Below are 23,872 nucleotides of genomic sequence, written 5' to 3'. Positions count from 1 at the left end.
CCTGCCATGCAATATCGCCGCCTGGGCACGTCGGGCCTCCAGGTCTCAGCCCTGTCCTTCGGTGCCTGGCTGACGTTCGGGCAGCAGGTGGGCCCGCGCGAGGCGGGCGAACTGATCGCGCTGGCCTGGGACCACGGGATCAACTTCTTCGACAACGCCGAGGTCTATGGCCATGGCGAAGCCGAGCGCGTGATGGGTGAAGCGCTGCGCGCGCTGGGGTTGCCGCGGGATGGTTTCTGCGTGTCCAGCAAGGTGTGTTTCGGGTCGGTGGAGAACCCGCGCCCCACCCAGCGCGGCCTGTCGCGCAAGCACGTGTTCGATGCCTGTCACGCGGCCCTGCGCCGGCTGCAGGTGGACTACGTGGATCTCTACTACTGTCACAGGCCGGATCCGGATACGCCGGTCGAGGAGACCGTCTGGGCGATGGACAGCCTGATCCGGCAGGGAAAGGTGCTGTACTGGGGCACGTCGGAGTGGCCGGCCGCCCGCATCCGCGAAGCCGCCGCGATCGCGCGCAAGCATCATCTGCACGGGCCCACCATGGAGCAGCCGCAGTACAACCTGCTGCATCGCCAGCGGGTGGAGCTGGAGTACGCGCCGCTCTACGCCGAGCTGGGCCTGGGCACCACCACCTGGTCGCCGCTCGCCTCCGGACTGCTGACCGGCAAGTACGGGAAGGACATCGCCGGCGACACCCGGCTGGGCCGGGCCGGGCACGAGGAACTGCGCCGTATGGTGTTGGGTGCGGAGGGCGCCCGGCGGCCGGAGCGCGCAGCCCGCTATGCCGCCGCGGCGGCCGAACTGGGCGAGAAGCCTGCGCCGCTCGCCATCGCCTGGTGCCTGCAGAACCCGCATGTCTCCAGCGTCATCCTGGGCGCCAGCCGCCCCGGGCAACTGCGCGAGAACCTCACGGCGCTGGAGCTTGCGGGGCGATACGACGAGCCGGTCTGGGCCCGGCTGACCGCCGCCGCGGACTGAGGCGGGAGCCCCATCCGGGGTGTTGACTCGCAAATAAGAATCATTATCATCATTGGCGTTCCGTCCTGGAGCTTCCCGATGATCTCGAACGTCACCGCATTGCCCACGTCCGATTCGCTGGCGCTGCGCGAGCGCCTTTCCCTGTCGCACGCCCGGCCGCAGGCCGAGGACGCCCTGGACAGCACCGCCCTGCTGAAAGGGCAGCGCGAAGTCCTCATCCGCCACGGCGACCGCGTGTTTCGCCTGCGCCACACCAGCAACGACAAGCTGATCCTCACCAAGTAGGCCGAACCCTCGTCGCGACGGTGCATCGTCGCGCCGCGCCGCTGCATAACACCTTCTCTCTCCACCGGGCGCCAGCCAAGGATTCTCCGGCCGCCAGCCTTCCGGGTCTTCATCCCCCACAGGAATGCTGTACGCCATGAAGCGCCCCACGCTGCTCACCGCGGCCGTGTGGCTGGCCCTTGCCGGCCATGCCCGTGCCGAAACATCCGCCGACACCGCCACGCGGGAGTTCGAGCGCATCCAGGTCACCGCCACGCGCAGCGAGCGCGCCGTCGCCGACGTACCCAATACAGTCAGTGTCATCGATCGCGAGGAACTGGACGACCGCCTGGTGCGCGACATCAAGGGCCTGGTGCGCTACGAGCCCGGCGTCACGGTGACCTCGAGCTTCGGCCGCTTCGGTCTGGGCGGTTTCCGCATCCGCGGCCTGGAGGGCAACCGCGTGCGCATCCAGACCGATGGCATCCCGGTGCCGGATGCGTTCTCGATCGGCAGCTTCTCGAATGCGAACCGCAACTTCGTTGACCTCGATACGCTGAAGCAGGTCGAGATCGTGCGTGGACCGTCCAGTTCGCTGTACGGCTCGGACGCGCTCGGCGGCGTGGTCTCCTTCATCACCAGGGACCCGTCGGACTATCTCGACGACGAGAAGGATGCGTACTTCGGCTTCCGCCTTGGCTATGACGGCAGCTGGAATGGCCTGTTCGGCAACGCCACCGCGGCGTTCGGCGGCGAGCGCTGGAGCGGCCTGGTCAGCGTGGGCCATCGACAGGGTCAGGAAACCGAAAATCAGGGCGATGTCGCCGGCGTCGGCGGCGCGCGCACGCTGCCCAATCCGCAGGAGCGGGACGGCCGTAGCCTGCTGACGAAGCTGGTCTTCTCGCCGACTGAAGGGCAGCGCTTCCGCCTGACGGTGGAGGGCAACGAAGACAGTGCCGACACCGATCTGTTGACCCAGCAGGGCTACCAGTCGCTGACGCGCGCCAACAATGATCGCGTGATCGCGCGCGACCACCAGTCGCGTGCGCGCGTCGCCTTCGCGCACGAATGGGACGACCTGTCGGCCGGTTTCGCCGACAGCCTGGACTGGCAGGTTTACCGCCAGGACAGCGAGACCACCCAGTACACGCGCGAGGAACGGACGCTGCCGGCGGCGACGCTGCGCGACATCCGCGAGCGCGCGTTCAATTTCGACCAGCGGACCTACGGTCTGCAGGCGAATTTCCGCAAGGCGTTCGGTGCATCGGTCCGGCATGACCTGATCTACGGCCTGGACATCGCGGGCACCGAGACGCGGCAGAAGCGCGATGGTCTGCGCACGTTCCCGCTGACCGGCGTGAGCACGCCGGTGATGTCGCCTGATACGTTCCCCGTGCGCGACTTCCCCATCAGCAGGACCACGACCGCCGCACTGTATGTGCAGGACGAGATCGGTTTCGCCGACGGCACGTTCCGGCTGGTGCCGGGCCTGCGCGTGGATCACTACCGGCTCGATCCCCGGCACGATGCCATCTTCGACACCGACAACCCGGGCCTGGCGCTGGCGGACATCCGCGAGACCGCCGTGTCGCCCAAGCTGGGCGTGGTGTGGAGGTTCGCACCCGCATGGTCGCTGTTCGGCGGCTATGCGCACGGCTTCCGCTCGCCGCCGTACAACGACGTCAACATCGGCTTCACCAACGTGCAGTTCGGCTACACGGCGATCGCCAACCCGAACCTGAAGCCGGAAACCAGCGATGGCGTGGAACTGGGCGTCCGCTACGCCGGGAAGGCGGCGTACGCCAGCCTGTCGGGCTACTACAACCGCTACGACGACTTCATCGAGTCGATGCGCTTCATCGGCTACAACGATGACGGGTTGATGGTCTACCAGTCGCAGAACATTTCCGAAGCGCAGATCCATGGCGTGGAGTTCAAGGCGGGCTTGGACATCGGTGCGCTGTCCGATGCGTGGGACGGCTGGTCGCTGCGCGGCGCGGCCGCGTGGTCGCGCGGCGAGGATCGCAGCGCCGATACACCGCTGGCCAGCGTGGACCCGCTGACCGCGACGCTGGGTCTGGCGTACGACGCGCCGTCATGGGGTGCGGAGCTGGCGGGTCGGTTTGTCGACCGCAAGCGCCGCGTCTCCGATCCGGCCTACTACCGCCAGCCAGGCTATGGCGTGCTCGACCTGTATGCGCACTGGAACTTCGCGCCCGGGGCCCGGTTCAACGTCGGTGTGTTCAACCTGGGGGACCGCACCTATATCGAGGCCGGCGACATCGCGCTGGTGCTGGACACCAGTACGACGCTGGCCCGCTATACCGCGCCGGGTCGCAGCCTGTCGGCCAGCCTTGCCGTGAGCTGGTAACCGCCATGGCGACGCTGCGCGTGATGCCAGGTCCCGTGTTCGGCGACGTGAGCGATGCGTTCCCCACCGCCACGCAGCTGGCGGCGCTGGGTCCGGTGCTGTGCCTGTACCGCACGCAGCAGGGCAGCGAGCTCGCCGGTTGGCAGCAGGCCGTGCGGGTGGAAGTCCACACTGGCGTGGGCAGCGACGGACTCGACGAACGCTTGCTGTTCTTCGATGCACAGGGCCGCTGCTGCTGGCGCCTGTGCCTGTTGCCGGACAGCGACTTCGTCGCGTGGGATCGGTTGGCGGCGTCGTTGCCGACCGGCCGGGATGCCGACGCGGGCGGGCTGGCGGACCGCCTGTGGCGTCGCCTTGCCGGCCGCCTGCTCGGCGGGCAATGGCGGGCCTGCGTACTGCACCTGCACGCGTTACCGCAGCCCGGGGCGCTGCCGGTGCTGGCCGCCAGCCTGCCATTGATGTCGATGCTGAGCGCCACCACCGCGCAGCGCCTCGCGCAGGCGGAAGGGGCCGATCTGGAGGGCGGGCCCCGCACCGACATCGGCCTGCCGTTTTCATCCCATCAGCCTTCCGATGCCTCCCCTGCGGAGGAAGCCCGTGAGGCGGGCGACAACGTCATTCCGCTGGTCAGAAGAACATGAGAGGAAACCCCATGAAAAAACCGGTCGCCACCGTGGTGTGCACCACGCTGCTGCTGTCCGTCGGCCAGGCCTGGGCCGCCGATCCCGTCCGCGACCGCCAGGCCATCCTGGCGATGCAGGGCGACTACGCCGTCGACTTCGCCTTCGACGAAACCGTCCTGCTGCAGCCGGGCTACGAGCGCCAGCCCGCCATGCGCAGTGGCGGCGATGAGACCGTCATCGTCGTCGAGGACACGCCCACCCGGATCGTCCTGCAACACCTCCTGGTCGATCCCAAGAGCGGCCACGTCACCAAGCACTGGCGCCAGGACTGGACCTACGAGGCGCCGACGCGCTTCGAGTTCAGCGACGACCAGACATGGCGCGTGCGCGCGATGGCGCCCGACGCGACACGGGGCGCCTGGACGCAGTGCGTGTACGAGGTCAGCGATGCGCCGCGCTACTGCGGGACGGGGCGCTGGGACTACCGAAACGGCGTGGCCACCTGGACCAGCGACCTGAGCTGGCGCCCGCTGCCGCGCCGCGAGTACACCCGGCGCAGCGATTACAACGCGCTCTCCGTGGTCAACCGCCACACCCTGACGCCGAACGGCTGGACCCATGAGCAGTTCAACACCAAGGTGCTGCGCAGGCCAGACGGAACGCAGGTGGAACTGGCGCGCGAATTCGGCTTCAACGATTACCTGAAGACTACCGAGGTCGACTTCACGCCCGCGCGCGACTACTGGCAGGCGACCGCCGGCTACTGGGCCAGGGTGCGCGCGCGCTGGGACCGCTTCCTGTCCGTCGCCCCGGGCGTCCACCTGAAGACCAAGGTGGACGGCATGGCAATGATCATTCCGTTGTTCACGCAGGCGGGTGAGATCCAGGCAGGCAAAACGGGGGCGGACGCGGACATCGCCCGGGTGTTCGCCGACTGGGTGGAGCCGGCGCCGGTGGAACGCGCTGCCGCGGCGTCGCGCTGAAGCTTCTCTCCGGCACAGGGACGGGCCGGTCTTTGCAAAAAAGACCCCCGCGGTCGCGGGGGTAGGGGATTCACGCGCTTCTCTTCTAATGATGCGTATCAGATGAGGGTGCCGCCGCCCTTGCCGGCGGGCGGCGCCTGAGGTGCGGGCGGCGGAGAGGGCAGGGGCGTGTCCTCGCCGTCGTCTTCGAAGGTCTGCACCTTGCCGTCCTGATCGACGATCATCACGCGACGGCGCTCTACCACGGCCGGTGTCTTGCCGACGGTCGCGGCCACCCGCGGCTTGACGACGATGCGCGATGTCGCGGGCAAGCGGAGCGTGGCGGCCTTCGGTACGGTCACCGTGCCGGTCCGTACCTGCCGGTCACGCAGGTATTCGATCGCGACCTTGGCCTCTTCCGGCTTGCCGCGCAGTGCCTGGGTGACGTCGCGGGGCGACGTCACCGGTGCGCCGTCCACCTTGCGGATCACGTCGCCCGGCTGCAGGCCTTCGAGTTCCTCGCCGACGGACAGGACGAGCACGCCGGCATCGGTGCCGAAGTAGCGGCCCAGCGAGGCATCGACCGTCGCCAGGTTGAGATTGCTCCAGCGGAAGGCCGGCGCCAGCGCCGGAAGATGGCAATCCTCGCGCTTGCAGTCGCCCAGCCTGCCGAGTTGGCGGAGTTCGCGCTGGACCTCAGGCGAGATGACGTTCGTGATCTGATCCATCGGCACCGGCACGCCTTCGATCCAGGGCATGCCGTCTTCGCCGCCGAGGAAGAAGGCACGGCCCGGTCCCTGCCCGTCGAAGGCGAAGCGCGGCGATACCGGCGTGGGCGTGATGCTGGCCTCGTGCGTCCCGCCATCGCGCTGGTAGGTGATCCGAACGGGCGTATCGACGCGGAGGTCGGCCAGCAGTGCGCGCGCATGCGCCACGCGCGCGTCGGCGCCGTCGCCCGTGATGGCGGCGTCGCCCACGCGCACCAGGCGATCGCCGGCCTTGAGTCCGGCCCTGGCCGCGCCGCTGTCCGGCGTGACGCCGGCGATGCGCACGCCTTCGTCGTCGCCCGCCAACAGCACGCCCAGTCGCGGCCGGCCCGCGACGACGCGGTCGATCCGTATCGGGGCCTGGAGCGTGTCGGCTCCTCGCGAGAGTTCGGCCACGCGTTGTGCGGCGCGTCGCAGCTCGGTGCGCGCGGCTTCCAGTTCCTTCTGTCGGGCCGCATCGTCCTGCTGCGCCTGGACCGTCAGCGGCGACAGCAGCGCAAGGGCCAGCAGTGTGCGGGAAAAGGGCTTGAGCATGGTGGGACTCCTCGTTGCGTGTTCGGGTCAGTAGATGGCGGTATCGGCGGAGGTGTCGTTGAGGGCGACCTGCCAGCGTTGGGTGGCTTCCACGCCGGTGAGCTGGCGCAGCGTGTCGACGCGCTGCTGCCACAGCGCGGCACGCGCGGATTCCTGCAGGGCCGGCTGCGAGAGGGCGAGATCGATGTGCGCGACCTGATCCTGCAGATCGGCGCTGACGGCGAGCATCGCCACGTTGCCGACCGTGGTGTCGGGCAATTGGGCCAGCACGGCCTCCAGGCGTGCGGATTCGGTGTAGAGCGCGTCCAGTCGGGCGGGATCGTGCTGTCGCGCCTGCAGGGCGCGCGCAGGTGTCTGCCGTGCGCGGGAAGCGGGGGCGGACCATGCCGACGTGGACGCGTCCTGCGCTTCCGCGACGGTCGAAGTCCGGGCGAGCGGCTCCGGCGTCGCCACGAGGGGCGCGCTCGTTGCGATCTCGGGCAGGGGGGCGGGCTGCGATGGCAGCGGTGAGTGCACCGTGGTCCGCCAGTGCAGCAGCGGGACCACCGCGGCGAAGAAGGCTGTCGCCGCCAGCGCCAGCGCGGGACGACGCCATCGCGTGCGATGGGGCGCGGGCGGCAGGGCGATGGCGACACGCTGCCAGGCGCCCTCCGGCGGGGTTTCCAGCGGCAGGCCGCCGAAGGCATCGCCCCAGTCGCGCGGCAGGGGTTCGCGGGCGCGGGAATCAGGCATGGACGGTGTCCTCGATGTTCAACAGTGCCCGCAGGCGACGCGTGCCGCGGGAGACCTGCGATTTGGAGAAGCTGGGCGTGCGCTGCATCAGCTCGGCGATCTCGTCGTGGGTGTAGCCCTCGGCGTGGTAAAGCCACAGCACGCTGCGCGTTGCCGCGGGCAGCGCTTCGAGCGCGCGTTGCAGCAGCGCAGCATCCGCTGCCGCCGCAGGCGGCAGACCCTGGTCCTGCGGCAGGTCGTCTTCCTCCACTGTGATTTCGGCGACCAAGCGCTTCTGCCGTCGCAGCCGCAGCAGCGCCTCGTTGACCGCGATCTGCCGTAGCCAGCCCCAGAAGGGGCAGTCGCCCCGGTAATCGGACAGATGGTGGAAGAGCTTCAGCATGGTGTCCTGCAATACATCGCCCGCGGCCTCCCGGTCTCCGCAGATCCGCAGCGCCAGGGTGAAGACCGGGCGCTCGAAGCGCCGGTAGATCTGCTCGAACGCCTCCCGGCAGCCGGTACGCGCACGCGCGACCAGGTTGTCGGGGACATCGATGGCGAACTGCGATCGGCTCAAGCGGAGGGATTCCCGGGCTGTCGGACATAGGGATGCCGCAGCGGGCAATACCGTCGCAGGGTCGCCGAAGTTCCCGCGCACGGCGCCGGGACCGCCCAGGCCTATAATCGGACCATCGTCACAGGAAGGGGGTCAGCAATGGAGTTCGGTCTTTCCACACTGGTGGTTGCGGCGGTGGTGCTGTTCATCGTGGTCACCTTCTTCAAGGGTGTCCGCGTGGTGCCGCAGGGGTACGAGTTCACGGTGGAGCATTTCGGCAGGTACACCCACACGATGTCCCCCGGCCTGCACTTCCTGATCCCGTACATGCAGAGCATCGGCCGCAAGGTCAACATGATGGAGCAGGTGTTCGAAGTGCCTTCGCAGGACGTCATCACCAAGGACAACGCGGTGGTGAAGGTGGACGGCGTGGTCTTCTTCCAGGTGCTGGATGCGGCCAAGGCCGCGTATGAGGTGTCCAGCCTGGACCAGGCGATGATCGCGCTGGTGCAGACCAATATCCGCACCGTGATCGGCTCGATGGACCTGGACGAGTCGCTCAGCCAGCGCGAGACCATCAATGCCAAGCTGCTGGGCGTGGTGGACCATGCGACCAGCCCGTGGGGCGTGAAGGTCAACCGCATCGAGATCAAGGACATCCAGCCGCCGCGCGACCTGGTGGATGCGATGGCCCGGCAGATGAAGGCCGAGCGCGACAAGCGCGCTTCCATCCTCGAGGCCGAGGGCGCGCGGGCGTCGGAAATCCTGCGCGCGGAAGGCGAAAAGCAGGGTGCGATCCTGGAAGCCGAAGGCAAGCGCGAGGCTGCCTACCGCGAGGCCGAGGCGCGCGAGCGCCTGGCCGAGGCGGAGGCCAAGGCGACGGAGCTGGTGTCCAATGCCATCGCCCAGGGCGACGGGCAGGCGATCAACTACTTCATCGCGCAGAAGTACGTGGAGGCCTTCAAGGAACTGGCCATGGCGCCGAACCAGAAGTTCGTGCTGATGCCGATGGAGGCCAGCGGCGTGATCGGCTCCATCGCCGGCATCGCCGAACTGGCCAAGGAGGCGCTGAACAAGCAGCAGGTGGCGGCGCCATCGCGTCCGCCCCGCGTTCCGGGAGCCTGACATGAGCTTCAAGTTCGCGTTCTGGGCGATCGGAGCGCTGGTGCTGTTCGCCGCCGAGGCGATGGCGCCGGGCGCGTTCATGCTGTGGTTCGGCTTCGCCGCGGTGGCGATGGCGCTCGTGGTGCTGGTGGCGCCCGGGCTCGGCTGGCTGGCGCAGGCGGTGCTGTTCTCGGTGCTGGCGCTGATCTCGGTGGCGGTCTATCGCCGGTGGTTCCGCGGCAAGGGTCGGCAGAGCGACAAGCCGCTGTTGAACCGACGCGCGGAACAGCTGGTGGGCAGCGTCGCCGTGCTCGACCAGGCCATCGAAGGGGGGCGCGGCCGGGTGAAGATCGACGATGCGTTCTGGACGGGGGAAGGCCCGGACTTGCCGGTGGGCATGCGGGTCCGCGTGGTCGCCGTGAACGGCATGACATTGAAGGTGCAGGAGGCCTGAGGTGGGATCAAGCACGCTGGCGTGGTCGATGTCGGTGCTGGCGCCACTGTCGGTGACGGCGGCCGACCTGGTCGGCCGTGTCATGCCGCCGTATCCCGCCGGCCTGGACGAACTGGGCGGGAGCTGTGTCTCCGATTCGGTCGAGCCTGCCCGCGTCTGCGATTACTCGGTGGGCGTGCTGGCCTCGCCCGCCGCCGCGGACGGCGGCGAACCCGTCCCGCGTTTCGTCATTGCCGGCCAACTGGCCGGCCGCGACGGCGCCCGGGCGCAGTGGCGCATCACCGACGCGCTGCCCTATCCCACCGGTCGTCCCGGCTATTACCTGCAGTTCGGCACCTGCCGGGTGAACGGCCGCGACGATGCGCGGGTGGCGGCCATCGTGCGGCAGCACGACACGTCGACCGAATGGTTGAAGGACATCGCCTGGGCCGGACGCCTGCGCCTGCCCGATGCGCGCTTCGACGTGCTGGATGCGCGCACGGTCGACTGCATCAATGAGGCCTATTACGGCCTGTGATGGCGGCGCACCGCCCTGGTGCGTTCTGGGATAATGCGCTTCTTTGCCCGCCCCGGAAGCCGCCATGACCCAGAAGACCCTCCTCAACGACACCCATCGTGCGCTCGGCGCCAAGATGGTCGACTTCGGCGGCTGGGACATGCCGATCCACTACGGTTCGCAGATCGAAGAACACCACCAGGTGCGTCGCGATGCCGGCATGTTCGACGTCAGCCACATGACCGTGGTCGACCTGCGCGGGCCGCGCACCCGTGAGTTCCTGCGCCAGCTGGTGGCCAACTCGGTGGACAAGCTGCAGAAGCCGGGCAAGGCGCTGTACACGACCATGCTCAACGAGGAAGGCGGGGTGATCGACGACCTGATCATCTACTTCATGGACGACGCCTTCTTCCGCCTAGTCGTCAACGCCGCCACCCGTGAGAAGGACCTGGCGTGGATCGGTGCCCGTGCCGCGGCGTTCGATGTGGAGGTCAGCGAGCGTCCCGACTTCGCCATGATCGCCGTGCAGGGCCCCGCCGCGCGCGAACGCGTGCACGGCCTGCTGCGCGAAGAGGACCGGGCCAAGGTCGGCAAGCTGACCCGCTTCTCCGCCGCCGATGCTTCCACTGCGGACGGCGTGCCGCTGTTCGTCGCCCGCACCGGCTACACCGGCGAGGATGGCTACGAGATCGTGTTGCCCGGAAGCGAGGCGGTCGCGTTCTGGAACGCCCTGCTCGCAGCGGGGGTGAAACCGGCCGGTCTGGGCGCACGCGACACGCTGCGCCTGGAGGCGGGGATGAACCTCTACGGACAGGACATGGACGAATCCGTCTCGCCCTACGAAGCGGCGCTGGCCTGGACGGTGGCGCTGGACGAAGGACGTCCCTTCATCGGCCGCGCGAAGCTGGAGGCGCAGAAAGCCGCCGGTGCGCCGCGGCAGATGATCGGCCTGGTGATGGACGAGAAGGGCGTGCTGCGCCATGGGCAGAAGGTGCTCACCGCGCATGGCGAGGGCGAGATCCTGTCGGGCACCTTCTCGCCGACGCTGGGCAAGGCCATCGCGTTCGCGCGGGTGCCTGCGGGCGACATCGCGCTGGGTGCGGTCGGCGGCGTGCGTGTGGACATCCGGGGCAGGGAAGTGCCGGTGCGCGTGGTCAGGTTCCCGTTCGTGCGCGACGGCCAGGCCCAGCCCGGCGTGCTGGAATGAATCGCAGGCCGCCACCTACACGTGCGGCGTACTCCGCTAAACTATCGTCTCCATCCCGACCTACCGCACCGATCCGGAGTACCCCATGAGTGAGATTCCTGGCGATCTGAAGTTCCTCAAGTCCCACGAATGGGCCCGCCTGGAGAGCGACGGTCGCGTCACCGTCGGCATCTCCGACCATGCGCAGGGCCTGTTGGGCGACCTGGTCTACGTCGAACTGCCGAACGTCGGCGACCGCATCGAAGCCGGCAACGCCAGCGCGGTGGTCGAGTCGGTCAAGGCCGCCTCCGACGTGTACAGCCCGGTCACCGGCAAGGTCGTGGAAGTCAACGCGGCGCTGTCGGACAAGCCGGAAACCATCAACGAGGACGCCTACGGCGAAGGCTGGATCTTCGTGATCGAAGCCGAGGAGCCGGACCAGCTCAACGAGCTGCTGTCGCCCGACGACTACGCCGAGCTGATCGAAGACGAAGACCACTGAGGCAGCCCACAGGCTGTCCCCTGACGGGGAACCGGCGGCGAAGGAGCATGGCTCCCTCGTCGTCGGTTCCCCGCTTCGTTTCCGCCGTCGTGGGCGCCGGCGCCACGGTGGATCCGCGCGTGGCGCAGGAAGCATCCGGCGCGCATGCAACACCCGGGCCAGCGCGGACGACGGACGCATGCGGCCGGTGGACGGCAAGGCGGAATCGCCGGTACGCACGGACGGCGGACGTGCGATGTCGCCACCCATCCGCTGCCGCGCGATCGCACTTCAGCCGCGATGCGGAGGCGTCGAACGCGGCGACGCATCGGTCGCGGGAGGGAAAAAAGTTTGCGCAGTTCGGCGCATTCGGGCTTGTGCGACGCGAAATCGGATGCCTTTCCGGAAAAATTTTTTAGCTCGCGTTCAAGCCGCCGGAGCGGTCGTGGCCGAGGTCGCAAGGCGCTCGTGTCAACCTCGCAATATCATCGGCGCGCCTAACCCCGATGAAGAAAAAGCGCGTTTTCCCGATGTTTTTTTTCTTGCGTGCGTCGAAGCGCCGCAAACCTCGCCTGACAGGGAGCAGCGGTGCGGGTGCGCCAAGTGTTCGCCGTCGCGATCAGGTCCGGACGGGAGAACGAAAAAAGTTGCGGACAGGTGTTGACACCTTGAAAAACCGTGATTAGGTTTCGCCCCAAGCAGAGCATGCTGCGGAAGCGAGTGAGTCGAATCAACACGACAGCGCGAGAGACAACACAGTCCATCGTCACCCGGATCGGGGTGGACGCAGGCCTCGCTTCCCCCGCAGAAACGCAACGCCTCCATTCCATGACACCCGCGTCGCCTGGCGACGCGGGTGTTTTCTTATTTGTAGGGAGCCGGGTTTCGCACGCCTGGCACCCTGGGGAATCCGCATCGCCGCGCGTGTCGCGGCAGCGGCTGCCGACGGGTCCGACTCCCGCGGCGTTTCTTGCAGCTGGGCCTGCCTTCGGGCAGATGTGCTGTAGCCAGACGTAAAACACCATAGTTCACTGACGAGGAGCCATCACATGGCAATGAAGAAAGCTGCGAAGAAGAAACCGGCCGCCAAGAAGGCCGCCAAGAAGGCCACCAAGAAGTCGGCTGCCAAGAAGACCGTGAAGAAGGCCGCCAAGAAGGTCGCCAAGAAGGTCGCCAAGGCCAAGAAGGCGGTGAAGAAGGTCGCCAAGAAGGCCGCCAAGAAGGTCGCCAAGAAGCCGGCGAAGAAGGCCGCCAAGAAGACCACCAAGAAGGCTGCCAAGAAGGTCGCCAAGAAGCCGGCGAAGAAGGTTGCCAAGAAGGCTGCCAAGAAGCCCGCCAAGAAGGCTGCCAAGAAGCCGGCCAAGAAGGCCGCCAAGAAGGCTGCGAAGAAGGCTGCCAAGAAGTCCAAGAAGAAAGCGGCCCCGGTCGCGCTGCCGGCCACCCCGGCTCCGCTGATCTAAGCCAACCCCGATTAGCCGTAACACCATGGACTCTCTCCCTGTGCCCAGCGGGGGGAGAGTTTTTTTATGGGCGAGCGGCTAGGCTACCGCCTTGGATCCACGCGGGAGCATGGTCATGAAGTTGTTCAGATGGACGCTGGCGACGATCGTCGCGGTGGGGCTGGTCTTCGTTGCCGGTGGATTGCTGCTGCCGTCCACGACGTACGTCGAGCGCAGCGTCGTGATCGAGCGCAGTCCGGAGCAGGTCTTCGCCACCCTGGATTCGTTCGAACGTTTCAACGCCTGGTCGCCATGGGCCGAGTACGACCCGCAGGCCAGGTACACCTTCGAAGGCCCGGTGCGGGGCGTAGGCGCGCGCATGCGCTGGGTGGGGAACCGGGCCGTGGGCAGCGGCAGCCAGGAGATCATCGCCAGCGAACCGCACAGCAGGATCGTGGTGGCGCTGGATTTCGACGGAAGCCAGGCGCAGGCGACGTATCTGCTGGTGCCGGAAGCCGGCGGAACACGGGTGACCTGGGCATTCGACAGCACGCATGGCCTGAATCCTTTCAGGCGTTGGCTCGGTCTGCTGTTCGACCGGATGATTGGTGCGGACTACGAGAAGGGATTGGCCCGACTCAAGGCGCTGATGGAAGCCTCGGACGCATAGCCCGCCGGCGCGCTGCGCGGTGATGCAGCGCGCACGTGCGCTCAGCGGGGCGACGCGGTGCTGCGTTGCGAGGAGGTGCCCGCGTCGTTGCGCTCCCGTGCCGGAGCGCCCTCGGGCGACTCGGCCAGCAGCAGGTCGTAGTCGGCGGGCGTCTCGACCCACGGCTCGCCCGGCAGGCCCATGGCCCGGTCGAGGATGGTGGGCAGGAGACCCGAGGGCAGCGAGCTGTCGCTGTTCCAGACCATGGCCACGCCCAGGTCCTGTCCCGGCACCAGTGCCATCAGGCCGCGATAGCCCTGCACCGCACCGGCATGGAAGATCACCTGCTGGCCGGCGTAGTCGAACACGCGCCAGCCCAGGGCATAGCTCGCCGAGTGGATGCGCTCGCGACGCCAGCCACCGCGCATTTCGCCCGGTGTGGTCACCACCGGGGCGTGCAGGGTGGCCAGCAGCGGCGCCGGCAGTACGTCGGGACGATGACCCGTCTGCGCGATCAGCCACTGCGCCAGGTCGCTGGCGCTGGCGTTGACGCCGGCGGCGGGCGGCAGGCGGTAGTAGGTCGGCTTGGGGATCAGTGAAACCCAGCCGTTGCGGCTGCGCACGTGCGGTCGCGCCCAGCGCGTACTGCCCTGGATGCCGGACAGGCCCAGGCTGGCGTCGTTCATTCCCAGAGGCTTGAAGATGCGGCGATCCACCGCCTGGTCGTAGAACGTGCCGGACGCCGCGAACACCACGTCGCCGATCAGGCTGAAGGCCACGTTCTGGTAGGCATAGCACTCGCCGGGCGCGCACTTCAGCGGCGCGTAGGCGAGCTTGCGCGCAACATCGTAGTACTCGGCATTGGCTTCGATGTCGCGGTCGAAGGCATTGTGGGCCTGCAGGCCCACGCTGTGGCTCAGCACGTCCGCCACGGTGACACGCGAGGTCGCGACGGGATCGATCAGCTGGAAGCCGGGCACGTACTGGTTGACCTTGCTGTCCCAGCGCAGCGAGCCGTCCTGCACCATCAGGCCGGCCAGGGTGCTGGCGAAGGACTTGGACAGCGACGCCAGGCGGAACACGGTGTGCGCGTCGACCTGCTGCGGGTTGACCACATCGGTCACGCCATAACCGCGCGCGCTCAGCACGCGCCCGTTGTGGACGATGGCCATGGCCAGACCCGGTACGCGCTGGCCCACCGTCAGGTGCTCGGCCATTGTCTCGAAGGCGCGCACATCGAAGCCGGCAGCCAGCGGGCGGATGTCCTGGCCTGTCAGCGCGGACCGGTAGGGACGCGGCTGGGTGGGGGAGACATGCGGTGCGGTGCTGGCGGTGGCCGCGCCGGAAACCCCGGCATCGGATGCGGCGCCGGACGATGTCCAGCGCAGCGGTGTCTGCGCCGTGGACGACAACGTCAGCGGAAGCATCATGCCGACCAGGGCGATCCGCAGGGAATGCGGCGACCGCCGGCTCTTCTTCGGTTTCATGGTGCGAGACGCCCTGCGAAAGCTGGTGCTGTCCGGGATCATAACGCCGCTGTTTTCCATTGCACAAACCGCGGGAACTTCGATGGCCATGTCGTTCATCCTGCTGAAGATTGCAGATGTGCCGAGCGTCCCATTTCTCCGTTCGGTGCGCGCCGCCTGAATACGTACAGGCGCTTGGCTGCATGCCGGACGCTTCGTGCGTCGACATGCAAATTCCGGGCCATCGGTGCGAACGCGCGCCACGCGTTCAGCTCTTCGGCATCAAGAACGGCCGAGCCGGGCCGGAGTGCGGCGGTCCTTGGCGGGTACCGCGATCAGCCGGCGGTGGCCAGCGGAATCGCCTCAGGCACGGGTCTCGCCGACGGGAGGGGTGCGGCGGTCAGTACCGGCCGGTTGCGGATCAGGTCCGACGCCCGCTCCGCGATCATGATGGTCGGCGCATTGGTGTTCCCGCCGATCAGCGTGGGCATCACGGACGCATCGATCACGCGCAGGCCGTCCAGACCCCGGACGCGCAGCGCGGGATCCACCACGGCATCGTCATCGAACCCCATCCGGCAGCTGCCGACCGGGTGGTAGACGGTCTCGGCCTTGGCGCGGATGAAGGCGACCAGCTCCGCATCGGTCAGGTCGTCGCGGGGCGGATGGATGGGCGCGCCGCGGTAGGCGTCGAACGCGGGCTGGGCGAACAGTTCGCGCGCGAGCTTCGCGCACTCGACCATCATCTTCAGGTCGAAGCCGTCGGGGTCGCCGAGGTAGTTCGCCTCGATGCGCGCGTCCGCGCGCGGGTCCGCACTGGCCAGCAGGATGCGGCCGCGGCTGCGCGGGCGCAGGAAGCAGGCATGGGCCGTGTAGCCGTCGCCGGAAAGGCGGAGGCGGCCGTGATCGGCCAGCATCGCGGGCACGAAATGCATCTGGATGGCCGGGCGGTCGTCCGGCGCCAGCGGCGAACGCACGAACGCGCCCGCCTCGGCGATGTTGCTGCTGCCCGGGCCGCGATGCCCGCGCAGGAAGTAGTCGAAGGCGGTCTTGAGCTCGCTGGTGCGGTCGTAGGTGACGCGCTGCGTACTGTGCTGCAGCGTGCAGATGTCCAGGTGGTCCTGCAGGTTCCTGCCCACCCCGGGCAGAACATGCCGGGGTGTGATGCCGTGCGATGCCAGATGTTCGGCGGGGCCGATGCCCGACAGCATCAGCAGCTGCGGCGAGTTGATCGCACCGCCGCTGAGCAGGACCTCGCCCTCGCAGCGCACGACGACCTCGTGGCCGCCACGAGCGTAGGCCACGCCGATCGCGCGGTTCTTTTCCAGCAGGATGCGCCGTACCAGTGCGCCGGTGACGATGTCCAGGTTCTGGCGATCGCGTGCCGGGTCCAGGTACGCCACCGCGGAGGAACACCGGGCCCCCTCCTTCTGGGTGACCTGGTAGAGGCCGAAGCCTTCCTGGGTCCTGCCGTTGAAGTCGGGATTGCGGGCGTAGCCGGCCTGCACGCCGGCCTCGATGAAGGCGGCCGACAGTTCGTTGGTGTAGCGCAGGTCGGAGACGTGCAGCGGGCCGTCGGCGCCGTGGAGGGCGTCGGCGCCGCGGCTGTTCCGCTCCGAACGGCGGAAGTAGGGCAGCACGCTGTTCCAGTCCCAGCCCTCCGCGCCGGCATCGGCCCAGTCGTCGTAATCCTGCGGTACGCCGCGGATGTAGCACATCGCGTTGATCGAACTGGAGCCGCCGAGCACCTTGCCGCGCGGCCACCACAGGCGCCGGTTGTCCAGGTGCGGCTCGGGCGCGGTGTCGTAGTTCCAGTTCACGCCTTTCTGTCCGACCAGCTTGGCCAGGCCGGCCGGCATGTGGATGAAGGGGTGCCAGTCGCGCGGACCGGCTTCCAGCAGCAGCACGCGACAGGCCGGGTCTTCGCTCAGGCGGTGAGCGAGCACGCAGCCGGCCGAGCCGGCGCCCACGATGATGTAGTCGTACACATGCTGCCCGATTGCGAAGACGGACCGAACCTAGCGGGGGGGGATAGAGCAATTGCTCTGCCGGGATGCGCGGCTGCCGCACGCGTGATGGGGCCTTGATCCGGCGAGTCGATGCGTGGCGAAAAGGCTGGCGATGTTGCAGTGCATCGGATACCTTGCGCGCCACAGGCGGGCGGTGCCCGCGTCCCGATGATGCGATCGCAGGCCGCGCCCCATGGCCCCGTCTCCCCCAGCGACCACCCGGTTCGGCCGATTCCGCGCGGCGCTGTCCGAGTCCCCGCCGCTGCTGTGGGCGTTCGTCTACTTCTTCTGCCTGCTGAGCGGCTATTACGTGCTGCGGCCGGTGCGCGAGGCGATGGCGGCGTCCAGCGATGTGCAGGCGGTCTTCCCGCCCGCCATGATCGAGTTCTTCGCCGTGCGCGGCCTGGCGCTGAAGGATTTCACCCTGCAGGTGCTGTTCACCTGCACCTTCATCATCATGCTGCTGTTGCAGCCGGCCTACGGCTGGCTGGTCAGCCGGTATCCGCGTCGCGTGTTCCTGCCGGCGGTCTACGGCTTCTTCATCGGCACGTTGCTGCTGTTCTACATGCTGTTCGACAGCGGGATGCCGGGACGCGGGATGGCCTTCTTCCTGTGGATCGCGGTGTTCAACCTGTTCGCGGTCGCGGTGTTCTGGAGCTTCATGGCGGATGTCTTCAGCAATGCCGAAGCGCGCAAGTTCTACGGCTACATCGGCGCGGCCGGCACGGTCGGCGCGATCCTCGGCCCCGTCCTCACCCGCACCTTCGTCGAGCGCATCGGCATCGCCAACCTGATGCTGGTGTCGGCCGGTTTCCTGGTGGTGTGCGTGGTATGCCAGCTGCGCCTGCGCCTGTGGGCGGTGGCGCGCGAGCAGGAACGCAGGGCGACCAGCGGCGAGACGCCGATGGGGGGCGAAGTGTTGGCCGGACTGAAGCTGATCGCCCGGGAGCCGCTGCTGCGCTGGCTGGCGTCGCTGGTGGTGATGGGCGTGGGCGTGGGCACGCTGCTGTACAACGAACAGGCCGCGATCGTGCGGAAGTTCTACACCGACCCGGCCGCCAGTACCGCGTACTACGCCGGCATCGACATGGCGGTGAACGCGCTGACCCTGTTCATCCAACTGCTGGTCACCCGCTGGTTGCTGCGCAGCTTCGGGGTCGGCCCCGCGCTGCTCATCCCGGGCGGCGCGATCATCCTGGGCTACTCGCTGCTGGCCGCATCGCCGCTGCCGATGATGGTGGCCATCGTGCAGGTGGTCACGCGGGCCAGCGAGTTCTCGCTGACCAAGCCGGCACGCGAGACCATCTACACCCGCGTCGATCGCGAGTGGCGCTACAAGGCCGGTGCCGCGATCGACACGGTCATCTATCGCGGGGGCGACCTGAGCTTCGTGTGGCTGCACAAGTTCGTGTCCGCATTCGGCTCCAGCGCGGTGTTCGGCGTCGGCCTGCTGGCGGCCAGCGCCTTCACGTTCAGCGGATGGAAGCTGCTGCGCGAGGAAAGGAGACTTCCGTCCGAGCGCGACGCGGCCTCCGGGCAGCCTGGGTCGTCAAGGGCTGACGCGGCCGTGTGACGCCGTTATGCTGCGCACGGGCAAGGAGAGAAGCGGGAATGAGCGTGATCGCGGCGGTGCTGGTGGTGCTGGTGGCGGTGCTTCACGCCTGGTTCCTGGTCCTGGAAATGTTCTTGTGGACCCGGCCCGCCGGCCTGAAGACCTTCCGCAACACGCCGGAGAAGGCCGAGACCACCCGCGTGCTGGCCGCCAACCAGGGCCTGTACAACGGCTTCCTTGCCGCTGGCTTGCTGTGGGGGCTGGTGACGGCGCAGTGGAACGTGGTCGTGTTCTTCCTGCTATGCGTGGTCGTCGCCGCGCTTTACGGCGCGTGGAGTGTCAGTCGGCGGATCTTCTACGTGCAGGGCGTGCCGGCGATCGCGGCGTTGGCGGCGATCTGGCTGCTTTGAGGAATGTCACTGCAGGAGCGACGTGAGTCGCGACTGCATGGCATCCGTTCTCGCACCAACCAAGAACGCCGGCACCCTGGAACGTGCGGTCGCGACTTACGTCGCTCCTACAACGGCGACGCCTCGCGAGGCGGTTTCGGCGACACCCACATGCCGATCCGCGCACGGAACACCGCTTCTCCCTTCGGGTCGCTGACCACCACGTCCATCGGCAGGTCGTAGCCCTCGGCCGATTCATGCGGTTCGAACGCCGGCGTGGCGACGGCGTGCATGGTGCCCACGGCCTTCTTCAGGTACTCGACGGTCATGCCCTTGGGGATCCAGCGCATCGAGCGCGGGATGCTGACGTCGGTGGTCAATCCGCCGACGAATTCGGCCAGGTTGCACAGCGCGATCGCATGCACGGTACCCAGGTGGTTGGTGACCGAACGCCGGTGCCGGATGGTCGCCTCGCCGCGGCCGGGCTCCAGCCGCACCATGCGCGGGCCGATGCTGCCGAAGTAGGGCGCCTTGAAGCAGATCAGGCGCGAGAACAGCCAATGTCCCAGGGGCTTGCGGCTCAGGCTGCGGTAGATCTTCAGGACGTCGGCGCTCATCGTGGGCTCCTGGTGCGACGACGGCGGGACATGCCCGCCGTCGTCGTGTCTTGCGGTAGTGGCGTCAGGCCGCTTCGCGCGGCTGGCGCTTGTGCTGCGGCAGGTCGTAGTAGCTCGCGGCGCGCAGCTCGTGCCCGTCGAAGTCGTCCACGGTGATCGTGTCCAGCGTGATCGCACGCAGTTCTTCCAGCTGCTTGCGCTCTTCCACGGTGATCCAGCCCTCGCGCACGCCTTCGTCCAGCTGCGCGCTGTAGTCCAGCGCCTCGATGTCCTTGGTCTTCAGCGCCTTCAGGAACTTGCGCTCCACCGGTTCGGCGGCCACGGCGGCGGCCAGGTAGCTGTCGATGCGGCCACCGGGGTTGTTCTCGCACGGGGTCAGGAACACGCCCTGGCCCAGGCGGTCGCGCGCCTCGTTCGGCGCCATCAGCAGCATGGCGACGCGATGGCTCAGGCGGTCGCCCGGTGCCACGGCGCGGCGGCCGAACGGGAACACCACCGGCCACAGCAGCCAGCCCAGCGGCTTGATCGGGAAATTGCGCAGCGCCTGCGACAGCGCCAGTTCGATCTCGTACGCGCTGTTGTGGAAGGCCCAGGCCAGCAGCGGCTTGTCGGCTTCCGGCGCGCCTTCGTCGTGGTGGCGCTTCAGCACCGCGCCCATCATGTACAGGTGGCTGAGCACGTCGCCCAGGCGGCCGGACAGCGATTCCTTGAACTTCAGCTTGCCGCCCAGCGCGCCCAGCGAGATGTCGGTCAGCAGCGCCAGGTTGGCCGCGTAGCGGTCCAGCTTGCGGAAGAACTTCTTGGTGTAGGCATCGCCCGGCGCGGCGCCGATCTTCGAGCCGGTAATGCCGAACCAGAACGAGCGCACCGCGTTGGAGATGGCGCCGCCGATGTGCGGATACAGCACCGCATCCAGTTGCTGGATGCCCGCCTTGGTATCCGGATCCTGCGCCGCGCGCATTTCCTTGATGATGTAGGGATGGCACAGGATCGAGCCCTGGCCGAAGATCAGCAGGCTGCGCGTCATGATGTTGGCGCCTTCCACCGTGATGGCGATCGGCGAGGCCTGCCATGCACGGCCGGCGAAGTTGCGCGGGCCCAGGATGATGCCCTTGCCGCCCACCACGTCCATCACGTCCTTGGCGATGTCGCGGGCCATGTTCGTGCAGTGGTACTTGGCGATGGCCGACGGCACCGATGGCACGTCGCCGCGGTCCACGGCGGCGGCAGTGGCCTGCGACAGCGCGCTGATCGCGTACGCCTTGCCGCCGATGCGGGCCAGCGCTTCCTCCACGCCCTCGAAGCGGCCGACCGACAGGCCGAACTGCTTGCGGATGCGCGCATAGCTGCCGGTGACGCGCGCGCCGAACTTGGCGCCGCCGCTGGCGGTGGACGGGAGGGGGATCGAGCGGCCCACGGCCAGGCACTCGTTGAGCATGTTCCAGCCCTTGCCGGCCATTTCCACGCCGCCGATCAGCTGGCTGAGCGGGATGAACACGTCACGGCCGTGGATGGGGCCGTTCTGGAACGGCGAGTTCAGCGGGAAGTGGCGACGGCCCACGTCGACACCGGGAGTGTCGCGCGGCAGCAGCGCCAGGGTGATGCCGATGTCGCGGGTGTCGCCGATCAGTCCGTCCGGGTCGTACATGCGGAAGGCCAGGCCGATGAGCGTGGCGACCGGCGCCAGGGTGATGTAGCGCTTGTCGAAGGTCAGGCGCAGGCCGAGCACGTTGGCGCCGTTCCACTCGCCCTTGCAGACGATGCCGTAGTCGGGGATCGAGGTCGCGTCGGAGCCGGCGAACGGGCCGGTCAGGCCGAAGCAGGGCACTTCCTGGCCGATCGCCAGGCGCGGCAGGTAGTAGTCCTTCTGTTCCTGCGTGCCGTAGTGGTTGAGCAGTTCACCCGGGCCCAGCGAGTTGGGCACGCCGACAGTGGAGCTGACCACGCTGCTGACCGAGGCGATCTTCTGGATCACCTTGTGGTGCGCCAGCGCAGAGAAGCCCAGGCCGCCGTACTGCTTGGGGATGATCATGCCGAAGAACTTGTTCTTCTTGATGTAGTCCCACAGTTCCGGCGGCAGATCGGCGTGGACATGGGTGATTTCCCAGTCGTTGATCATCTTGCACAGCTCTTCCACCGGGCCGTCGAGGAAGGCCTGCTCTTCGGCGGTGAGTTGCGGCTTGGGATAGGCCAGGAGCTTGTTCCAGTCCGGGTCGCCGGTGAACAGGTCGCCCTCGAAGCCCACCGAACCGGTTTCCAGCGCGATGCGCTCGGTCTGCGACAACGGCGGCAGCGCGCGGCGCAGGAAGCCCAGCGCGGGTGCGGTGATCAGCGGCTTGCGGATCGCCGGGATCAGCAGCGGTACCGCGATCGCCAGCACCACCAGCGCGGCCACCAGTGTGGCGGTGGGATTGGCGCCCAGCAGCCAGCAGGCCACCAGCAGGCTGGCGGTGATGGCGGCCCAGTAGGCGAGCCGGAGCCGATGGTAGGCGGCGAACGCACCCGCCAGCAGGAAGGCGAGGAAGGGGATGACGATGCTCATGGGGTTGCTCCGGACACGGATTCGGTTACATCGGATTCGGCGTTGCCCGACGCGGCCGGCAGGCCTGCCAGGTATTCCAGCACGGTGGCGGTAAACGCGTCGTTGTCGTCGCCGGCCACCATGTGGGTGGCCTGCGGCAGGTGCACATGGCGCGCGTGCGGCACCAGCGTCTTGAACTCTTCGACGGTCTTTTCCGACACCAGGTCGCTGCGCCCGCCACTGATAAGCAGCACGGGACACTGTACGCGGCGGGCAGCGTCGGCGATGGCGTCCTGGTGCTGCGCGCTGTCGCGAGCCAGCTCGTCCACCAGGCGCGGATCCCAGTGCCAGCGCCAGCGGCCGTCGCCGCCTTCGCGCAGCAGCCCGCGCAGGTCGTCGGCGGATTTGCGCGTGCGGCGCTGCGGCTGGTAGGCCGCGATGGCGTCGGCTGCATGCTCGAGCGAGGCGAAGCCGTCAGGGAACGCCGGCATGAACGCCAGGATGCGCTGCAGGCCGGCGTGCTCCCAGCGCGGGGTGATGTCCACCAGCACCATGGCCCGGAACAGGCCCGGCCAGCGCGATTCGGCGATCAGGCCGAACAGCCCGCCCATCGAGGCGCCGACCAGCACCGGCGGTTCGGGCTGCTCGCCGGCCATCACGATCAGGTCGTCGGCGAACTGGTCGCCGGTGTAGGGCAGCCCGGCGGCATTGCGGTCCGACTCGCCATGACCGCGCGCATCGTAGGCCAACCCCGCATAGCCGGGCGCGGCCATCGCCAGGCCGGTGCGGTTCCACGCGCCACGCGTCTGGCCGAAGCCGTGTGCATACACCAGGGCAGGGTGCCCCTGCAGTGCGCGCGGGGAGGGAAAGCGGCGGATCGCCAGTGAGAAGCCCTCTTGCCCGACCGGCACGCGGTCCGTTCCGGCGGCGGAGCCGGACACGGCGGAGAAGGAAAGGGAGGCAGGCTGCACCATACGGGCTAGTATGGGTTGTCGCATTTAGAGCAGTCAATCGGTTTGTGATACGTGTTTCCGATGCAACTGATTGATTTGTCTTTATTTTGTTGTGCGCCGCAACATACATACCGCTACACACCTCGCCGTATGGTTAAATGCGGACATGAGCACACCCAGCCCCGACAGCAGTCCGCCCGCTCCCACGCGCAACGCCCGCCTGAGCGCGGACGATTGGGCCCAGGCGGCCCTCGATCTCATCGCGGAGCAGGGTGTCTCGGCCGTGGCGGTGGAACCGCTGGCCCGCCGGCTGGGTGTCACAAAAGGCAGCTTCTACTGGCACTTCCCGTCGCGCGATGCCCTGCTGCAGGCGGCGCTGGAACGCTGGGAAGCCGTGGAACAGGAAAGCATCTTCGGCAGCCTGGAGCAGGTGGCGGACCCCCGCGAACGCCTGCGCGCGCTGTTCCAGCTGGTCGGCCATGAAGTGAAGCCGCACATCATCTATAGCGAGTTGCTGAAGGCGCTGGATCATCCCTCCGTGCAGCCGGTCATCGACCGCATCTCACAGCGCCGCCTGGAGTACCTGGTCGCCATGTTCCGCCAGGCCGGCCTGCAGCGTACCGACGCCACCCACCGTGCGCGCCTGACCTACGCCGCGTACGTCGGCTTCCTGCAGCTGTCGCTGCAGCTGCAGCAGCCGCGCATGACCTCGGAAGAATTCGAGACCTATCTCGAACACGTCATCTCGACGCTGATTCCGACCTGATGCGTCGTAGGGCGGGCCTTGGCC

24 protein-coding genes are annotated in these 23,872 nt (G+C 68.0%); 16 read left to right on the top strand and 8 right to left on the bottom strand.

The window, feature by feature from the left end; translation table 11 throughout:
• The first annotated feature begins 6 nt into the window (after window positions 1–6).
• From CSC76_RS05270 to CSC76_RS05250, 5 genes are all read left to right on the top strand, one after another.
• Window positions 7–978, top strand: coding sequence for an aldo/keto reductase (locus CSC76_RS05270; RefSeq protein ID WP_162108989.1), 972 nt, complete (start codon window positions 7–9; stop codon window positions 976–978).
• A gap of 78 nt (window positions 979–1,056) precedes the next feature.
• On the top strand, window positions 1,057–1,263 hold the full coding sequence (gene hemP, locus CSC76_RS05265; RefSeq protein WP_162108988.1) for a hemin uptake protein HemP: 207 nt from the start codon (window positions 1,057–1,059) through the stop codon (window positions 1,261–1,263).
• Window positions 1,264–1,399: 136 nt separating this feature from the next.
• Complete coding sequence (locus CSC76_RS05260; RefSeq protein ID WP_162108987.1) at window positions 1,400–3,613, top strand: TonB-dependent hemoglobin/transferrin/lactoferrin family receptor; 2,214 nt, start codon at window positions 1,400–1,402, stop codon at window positions 3,611–3,613.
• 5 nt (window positions 3,614–3,618) lie between these two features.
• Window positions 3,619–4,254 carry a Hemin transport protein gene (locus CSC76_RS05255; RefSeq protein WP_162108986.1) on the top strand — a complete coding sequence of 212 codons (636 nt, stop codon included), beginning with the start codon at window positions 3,619–3,621 and terminating at the stop codon, window positions 4,252–4,254.
• An 11-nt stretch (window positions 4,255–4,265) separates the two neighbouring features.
• A complete protein-coding gene (locus CSC76_RS05250; RefSeq protein WP_162108985.1) occupies window positions 4,266–5,219 on the top strand; it encodes a DUF6607 family protein in 954 nt (317 codons plus the stop codon).
• 98 nt (window positions 5,220–5,317) lie between these two features.
• Here the strand turns inward: CSC76_RS05250 and CSC76_RS05245 are convergent, their stop codons facing one another.
• From CSC76_RS05245 to CSC76_RS05235, 3 genes are read right to left on the bottom strand one after another with little or no spacing between them, the layout of a single operon-like run.
• Complete coding sequence (locus CSC76_RS05245) at window positions 5,318–6,499, bottom strand: PDZ domain-containing protein (RefSeq protein ID WP_162108984.1); 1,182 nt, start codon at window positions 6,497–6,499, stop codon at window positions 5,318–5,320.
• A gap of 27 nt (window positions 6,500–6,526) precedes the next feature.
• The gene (locus CSC76_RS05240; RefSeq protein WP_162108983.1) at window positions 6,527–7,231 is read right to left on the bottom strand and encodes a hypothetical protein; all 705 of its coding nucleotides are present in this window, start codon (window positions 7,229–7,231) and stop codon (window positions 6,527–6,529) included.
• On the bottom strand, window positions 7,224–7,787 hold the full coding sequence (locus tag CSC76_RS05235; RefSeq protein WP_162108982.1) for an RNA polymerase sigma factor: 564 nt from the start codon (window positions 7,785–7,787) through the stop codon (window positions 7,224–7,226). The genes CSC76_RS05240 and CSC76_RS05235 overlap by 8 nt, the downstream gene beginning before the upstream one ends.
• A gap of 138 nt (window positions 7,788–7,925) precedes the next feature.
• Here CSC76_RS05235 and CSC76_RS05230 point away from each other — a divergent pair, with 138 nt between their 5' ends.
• The 7 genes from CSC76_RS05230 to CSC76_RS05200 all read left to right on the top strand — a co-directional run bounded on the left by CSC76_RS05230 (window position 7,926) and on the right by CSC76_RS05200 (window position 13,596).
• A complete protein-coding gene (locus CSC76_RS05230; RefSeq protein WP_162108981.1) occupies window positions 7,926–8,891 on the top strand; it encodes an SPFH domain-containing protein in 966 nt (321 codons plus the stop codon).
• Window position 8,892: 1 nt separating this feature from the next.
• On the top strand, window positions 8,893–9,324 hold the full coding sequence (locus CSC76_RS05225; protein ID WP_162108980.1) for an NfeD family protein: 432 nt from the start codon (window positions 8,893–8,895) through the stop codon (window positions 9,322–9,324).
• A 1-nt stretch (window position 9,325) separates the two neighbouring features.
• The gene (locus CSC76_RS05220) at window positions 9,326–9,841 is read left to right on the top strand and encodes a hypothetical protein (protein WP_162108979.1); all 516 of its coding nucleotides are present in this window, start codon (window positions 9,326–9,328) and stop codon (window positions 9,839–9,841) included.
• Between the two features lie 64 nt (window positions 9,842–9,905).
• Window positions 9,906–11,027: a glycine cleavage system aminomethyltransferase GcvT gene (gene gcvT / locus CSC76_RS05215; RefSeq protein WP_162108978.1), complete on the top strand. Its 1,122-nt coding sequence runs from the start codon at window positions 9,906–9,908 to the stop codon at window positions 11,025–11,027.
• Window positions 11,028–11,112: 85 nt separating this feature from the next.
• Window positions 11,113–11,508 carry a glycine cleavage system protein GcvH gene (gene gcvH, locus CSC76_RS05210; protein ID WP_162108977.1) on the top strand — a complete coding sequence of 132 codons (396 nt, stop codon included), beginning with the start codon at window positions 11,113–11,115 and terminating at the stop codon, window positions 11,506–11,508.
• A 1,028-nt stretch (window positions 11,509–12,536) separates the two neighbouring features.
• On the top strand, window positions 12,537–12,947 hold the full coding sequence (locus tag CSC76_RS05205) for a hypothetical protein (protein WP_162108976.1): 411 nt from the start codon (window positions 12,537–12,539) through the stop codon (window positions 12,945–12,947).
• 115 nt (window positions 12,948–13,062) lie between these two features.
• Window positions 13,063–13,596: an SRPBCC family protein gene (locus CSC76_RS05200; RefSeq protein ID WP_162108975.1), complete on the top strand. Its 534-nt coding sequence runs from the start codon at window positions 13,063–13,065 to the stop codon at window positions 13,594–13,596.
• Window positions 13,597–13,637: 41 nt separating this feature from the next.
• Here CSC76_RS05200 and CSC76_RS05195 read toward each other — a convergent pair whose 3' ends face one another.
• Complete coding sequence (locus CSC76_RS05195) at window positions 13,638–15,062, bottom strand: serine hydrolase domain-containing protein (RefSeq protein WP_238394879.1); 1,425 nt, start codon at window positions 15,060–15,062, stop codon at window positions 13,638–13,640.
• On the opposite strand from CSC76_RS05195, the gene CSC76_RS18990 reads away from it, so the two are divergent.
• Window positions 14,977–15,222: a hypothetical protein gene (locus CSC76_RS18990; protein ID WP_238394885.1), complete on the top strand. Its 246-nt coding sequence runs from the start codon at window positions 14,977–14,979 to the stop codon at window positions 15,220–15,222. The genes CSC76_RS05195 and CSC76_RS18990 overlap by 86 nt on opposite strands.
• 154 nt (window positions 15,223–15,376) lie before the next feature.
• Here the strand turns inward: CSC76_RS18990 and CSC76_RS05190 are convergent, their stop codons facing one another.
• Complete coding sequence (locus CSC76_RS05190) at window positions 15,377–17,029, bottom strand: GMC family oxidoreductase (RefSeq protein WP_162108973.1); 1,653 nt, start codon at window positions 17,027–17,029, stop codon at window positions 15,377–15,379.
• A 214-nt stretch (window positions 17,030–17,243) separates the two neighbouring features.
• Here CSC76_RS05190 and CSC76_RS05185 point away from each other — a divergent pair, with 214 nt between their 5' ends.
• Both CSC76_RS05185 and CSC76_RS05180 read left to right on the top strand, forming a co-directional pair.
• Window positions 17,244–18,623, top strand: a complete 1,380-nt coding sequence (locus tag CSC76_RS05185; protein WP_162108972.1) for an NTP/NDP exchange transporter — start codon at window positions 17,244–17,246, stop codon at window positions 18,621–18,623.
• A gap of 38 nt (window positions 18,624–18,661) precedes the next feature.
• Complete coding sequence (locus CSC76_RS05180; protein WP_162108971.1) at window positions 18,662–19,012, top strand: DUF1304 domain-containing protein; 351 nt, start codon at window positions 18,662–18,664, stop codon at window positions 19,010–19,012.
• Between the two features lie 107 nt (window positions 19,013–19,119).
• Here CSC76_RS05180 and CSC76_RS05175 read toward each other — a convergent pair whose 3' ends face one another.
• The 3 genes from CSC76_RS05175 to CSC76_RS05165 all read right to left on the bottom strand — a co-directional run bounded on the left by CSC76_RS05175 (window position 19,120) and on the right by CSC76_RS05165 (window position 23,127).
• Window positions 19,120–19,608 (bottom strand): hotdog fold domain-containing protein, encoded by a 489-nt coding sequence (locus tag CSC76_RS05175; RefSeq protein WP_162108970.1) that lies wholly within the window; start codon window positions 19,606–19,608, stop codon window positions 19,120–19,122.
• A 64-nt stretch (window positions 19,609–19,672) separates the two neighbouring features.
• Window positions 19,673–22,150 (bottom strand): acyl-CoA dehydrogenase, encoded by a 2,478-nt coding sequence (locus tag CSC76_RS05170; protein ID WP_162108969.1) that lies wholly within the window; start codon window positions 22,148–22,150, stop codon window positions 19,673–19,675.
• Entirely contained in the window at window positions 22,147–23,127 is a 981-nt protein-coding gene (locus tag CSC76_RS05165) for an alpha/beta fold hydrolase (RefSeq protein WP_425500837.1), read from the bottom strand. Before CSC76_RS05165 ends, CSC76_RS05170 begins: the two co-directional genes overlap by 4 nt.
• A 121-nt stretch (window positions 23,128–23,248) precedes the next feature.
• Between CSC76_RS05165 and CSC76_RS05160 the strand changes: the two genes are divergently transcribed.
• Window positions 23,249–23,848 (top strand): TetR/AcrR family transcriptional regulator, encoded by a 600-nt coding sequence (locus tag CSC76_RS05160; protein ID WP_162108967.1) that lies wholly within the window; start codon window positions 23,249–23,251, stop codon window positions 23,846–23,848.
• Window positions 23,849–23,872 lie beyond the last annotated feature (24 nt).

This window comes from Pseudoxanthomonas mexicana, from assembly GCF_010093385.1.
GTDB classification, from domain to species: domain Bacteria; phylum Pseudomonadota; class Gammaproteobacteria; order Xanthomonadales; family Xanthomonadaceae; genus Pseudoxanthomonas_A; species Pseudoxanthomonas_A mexicana.
This window is presented reverse-complemented; position numbering and strand designations above follow the sequence as displayed.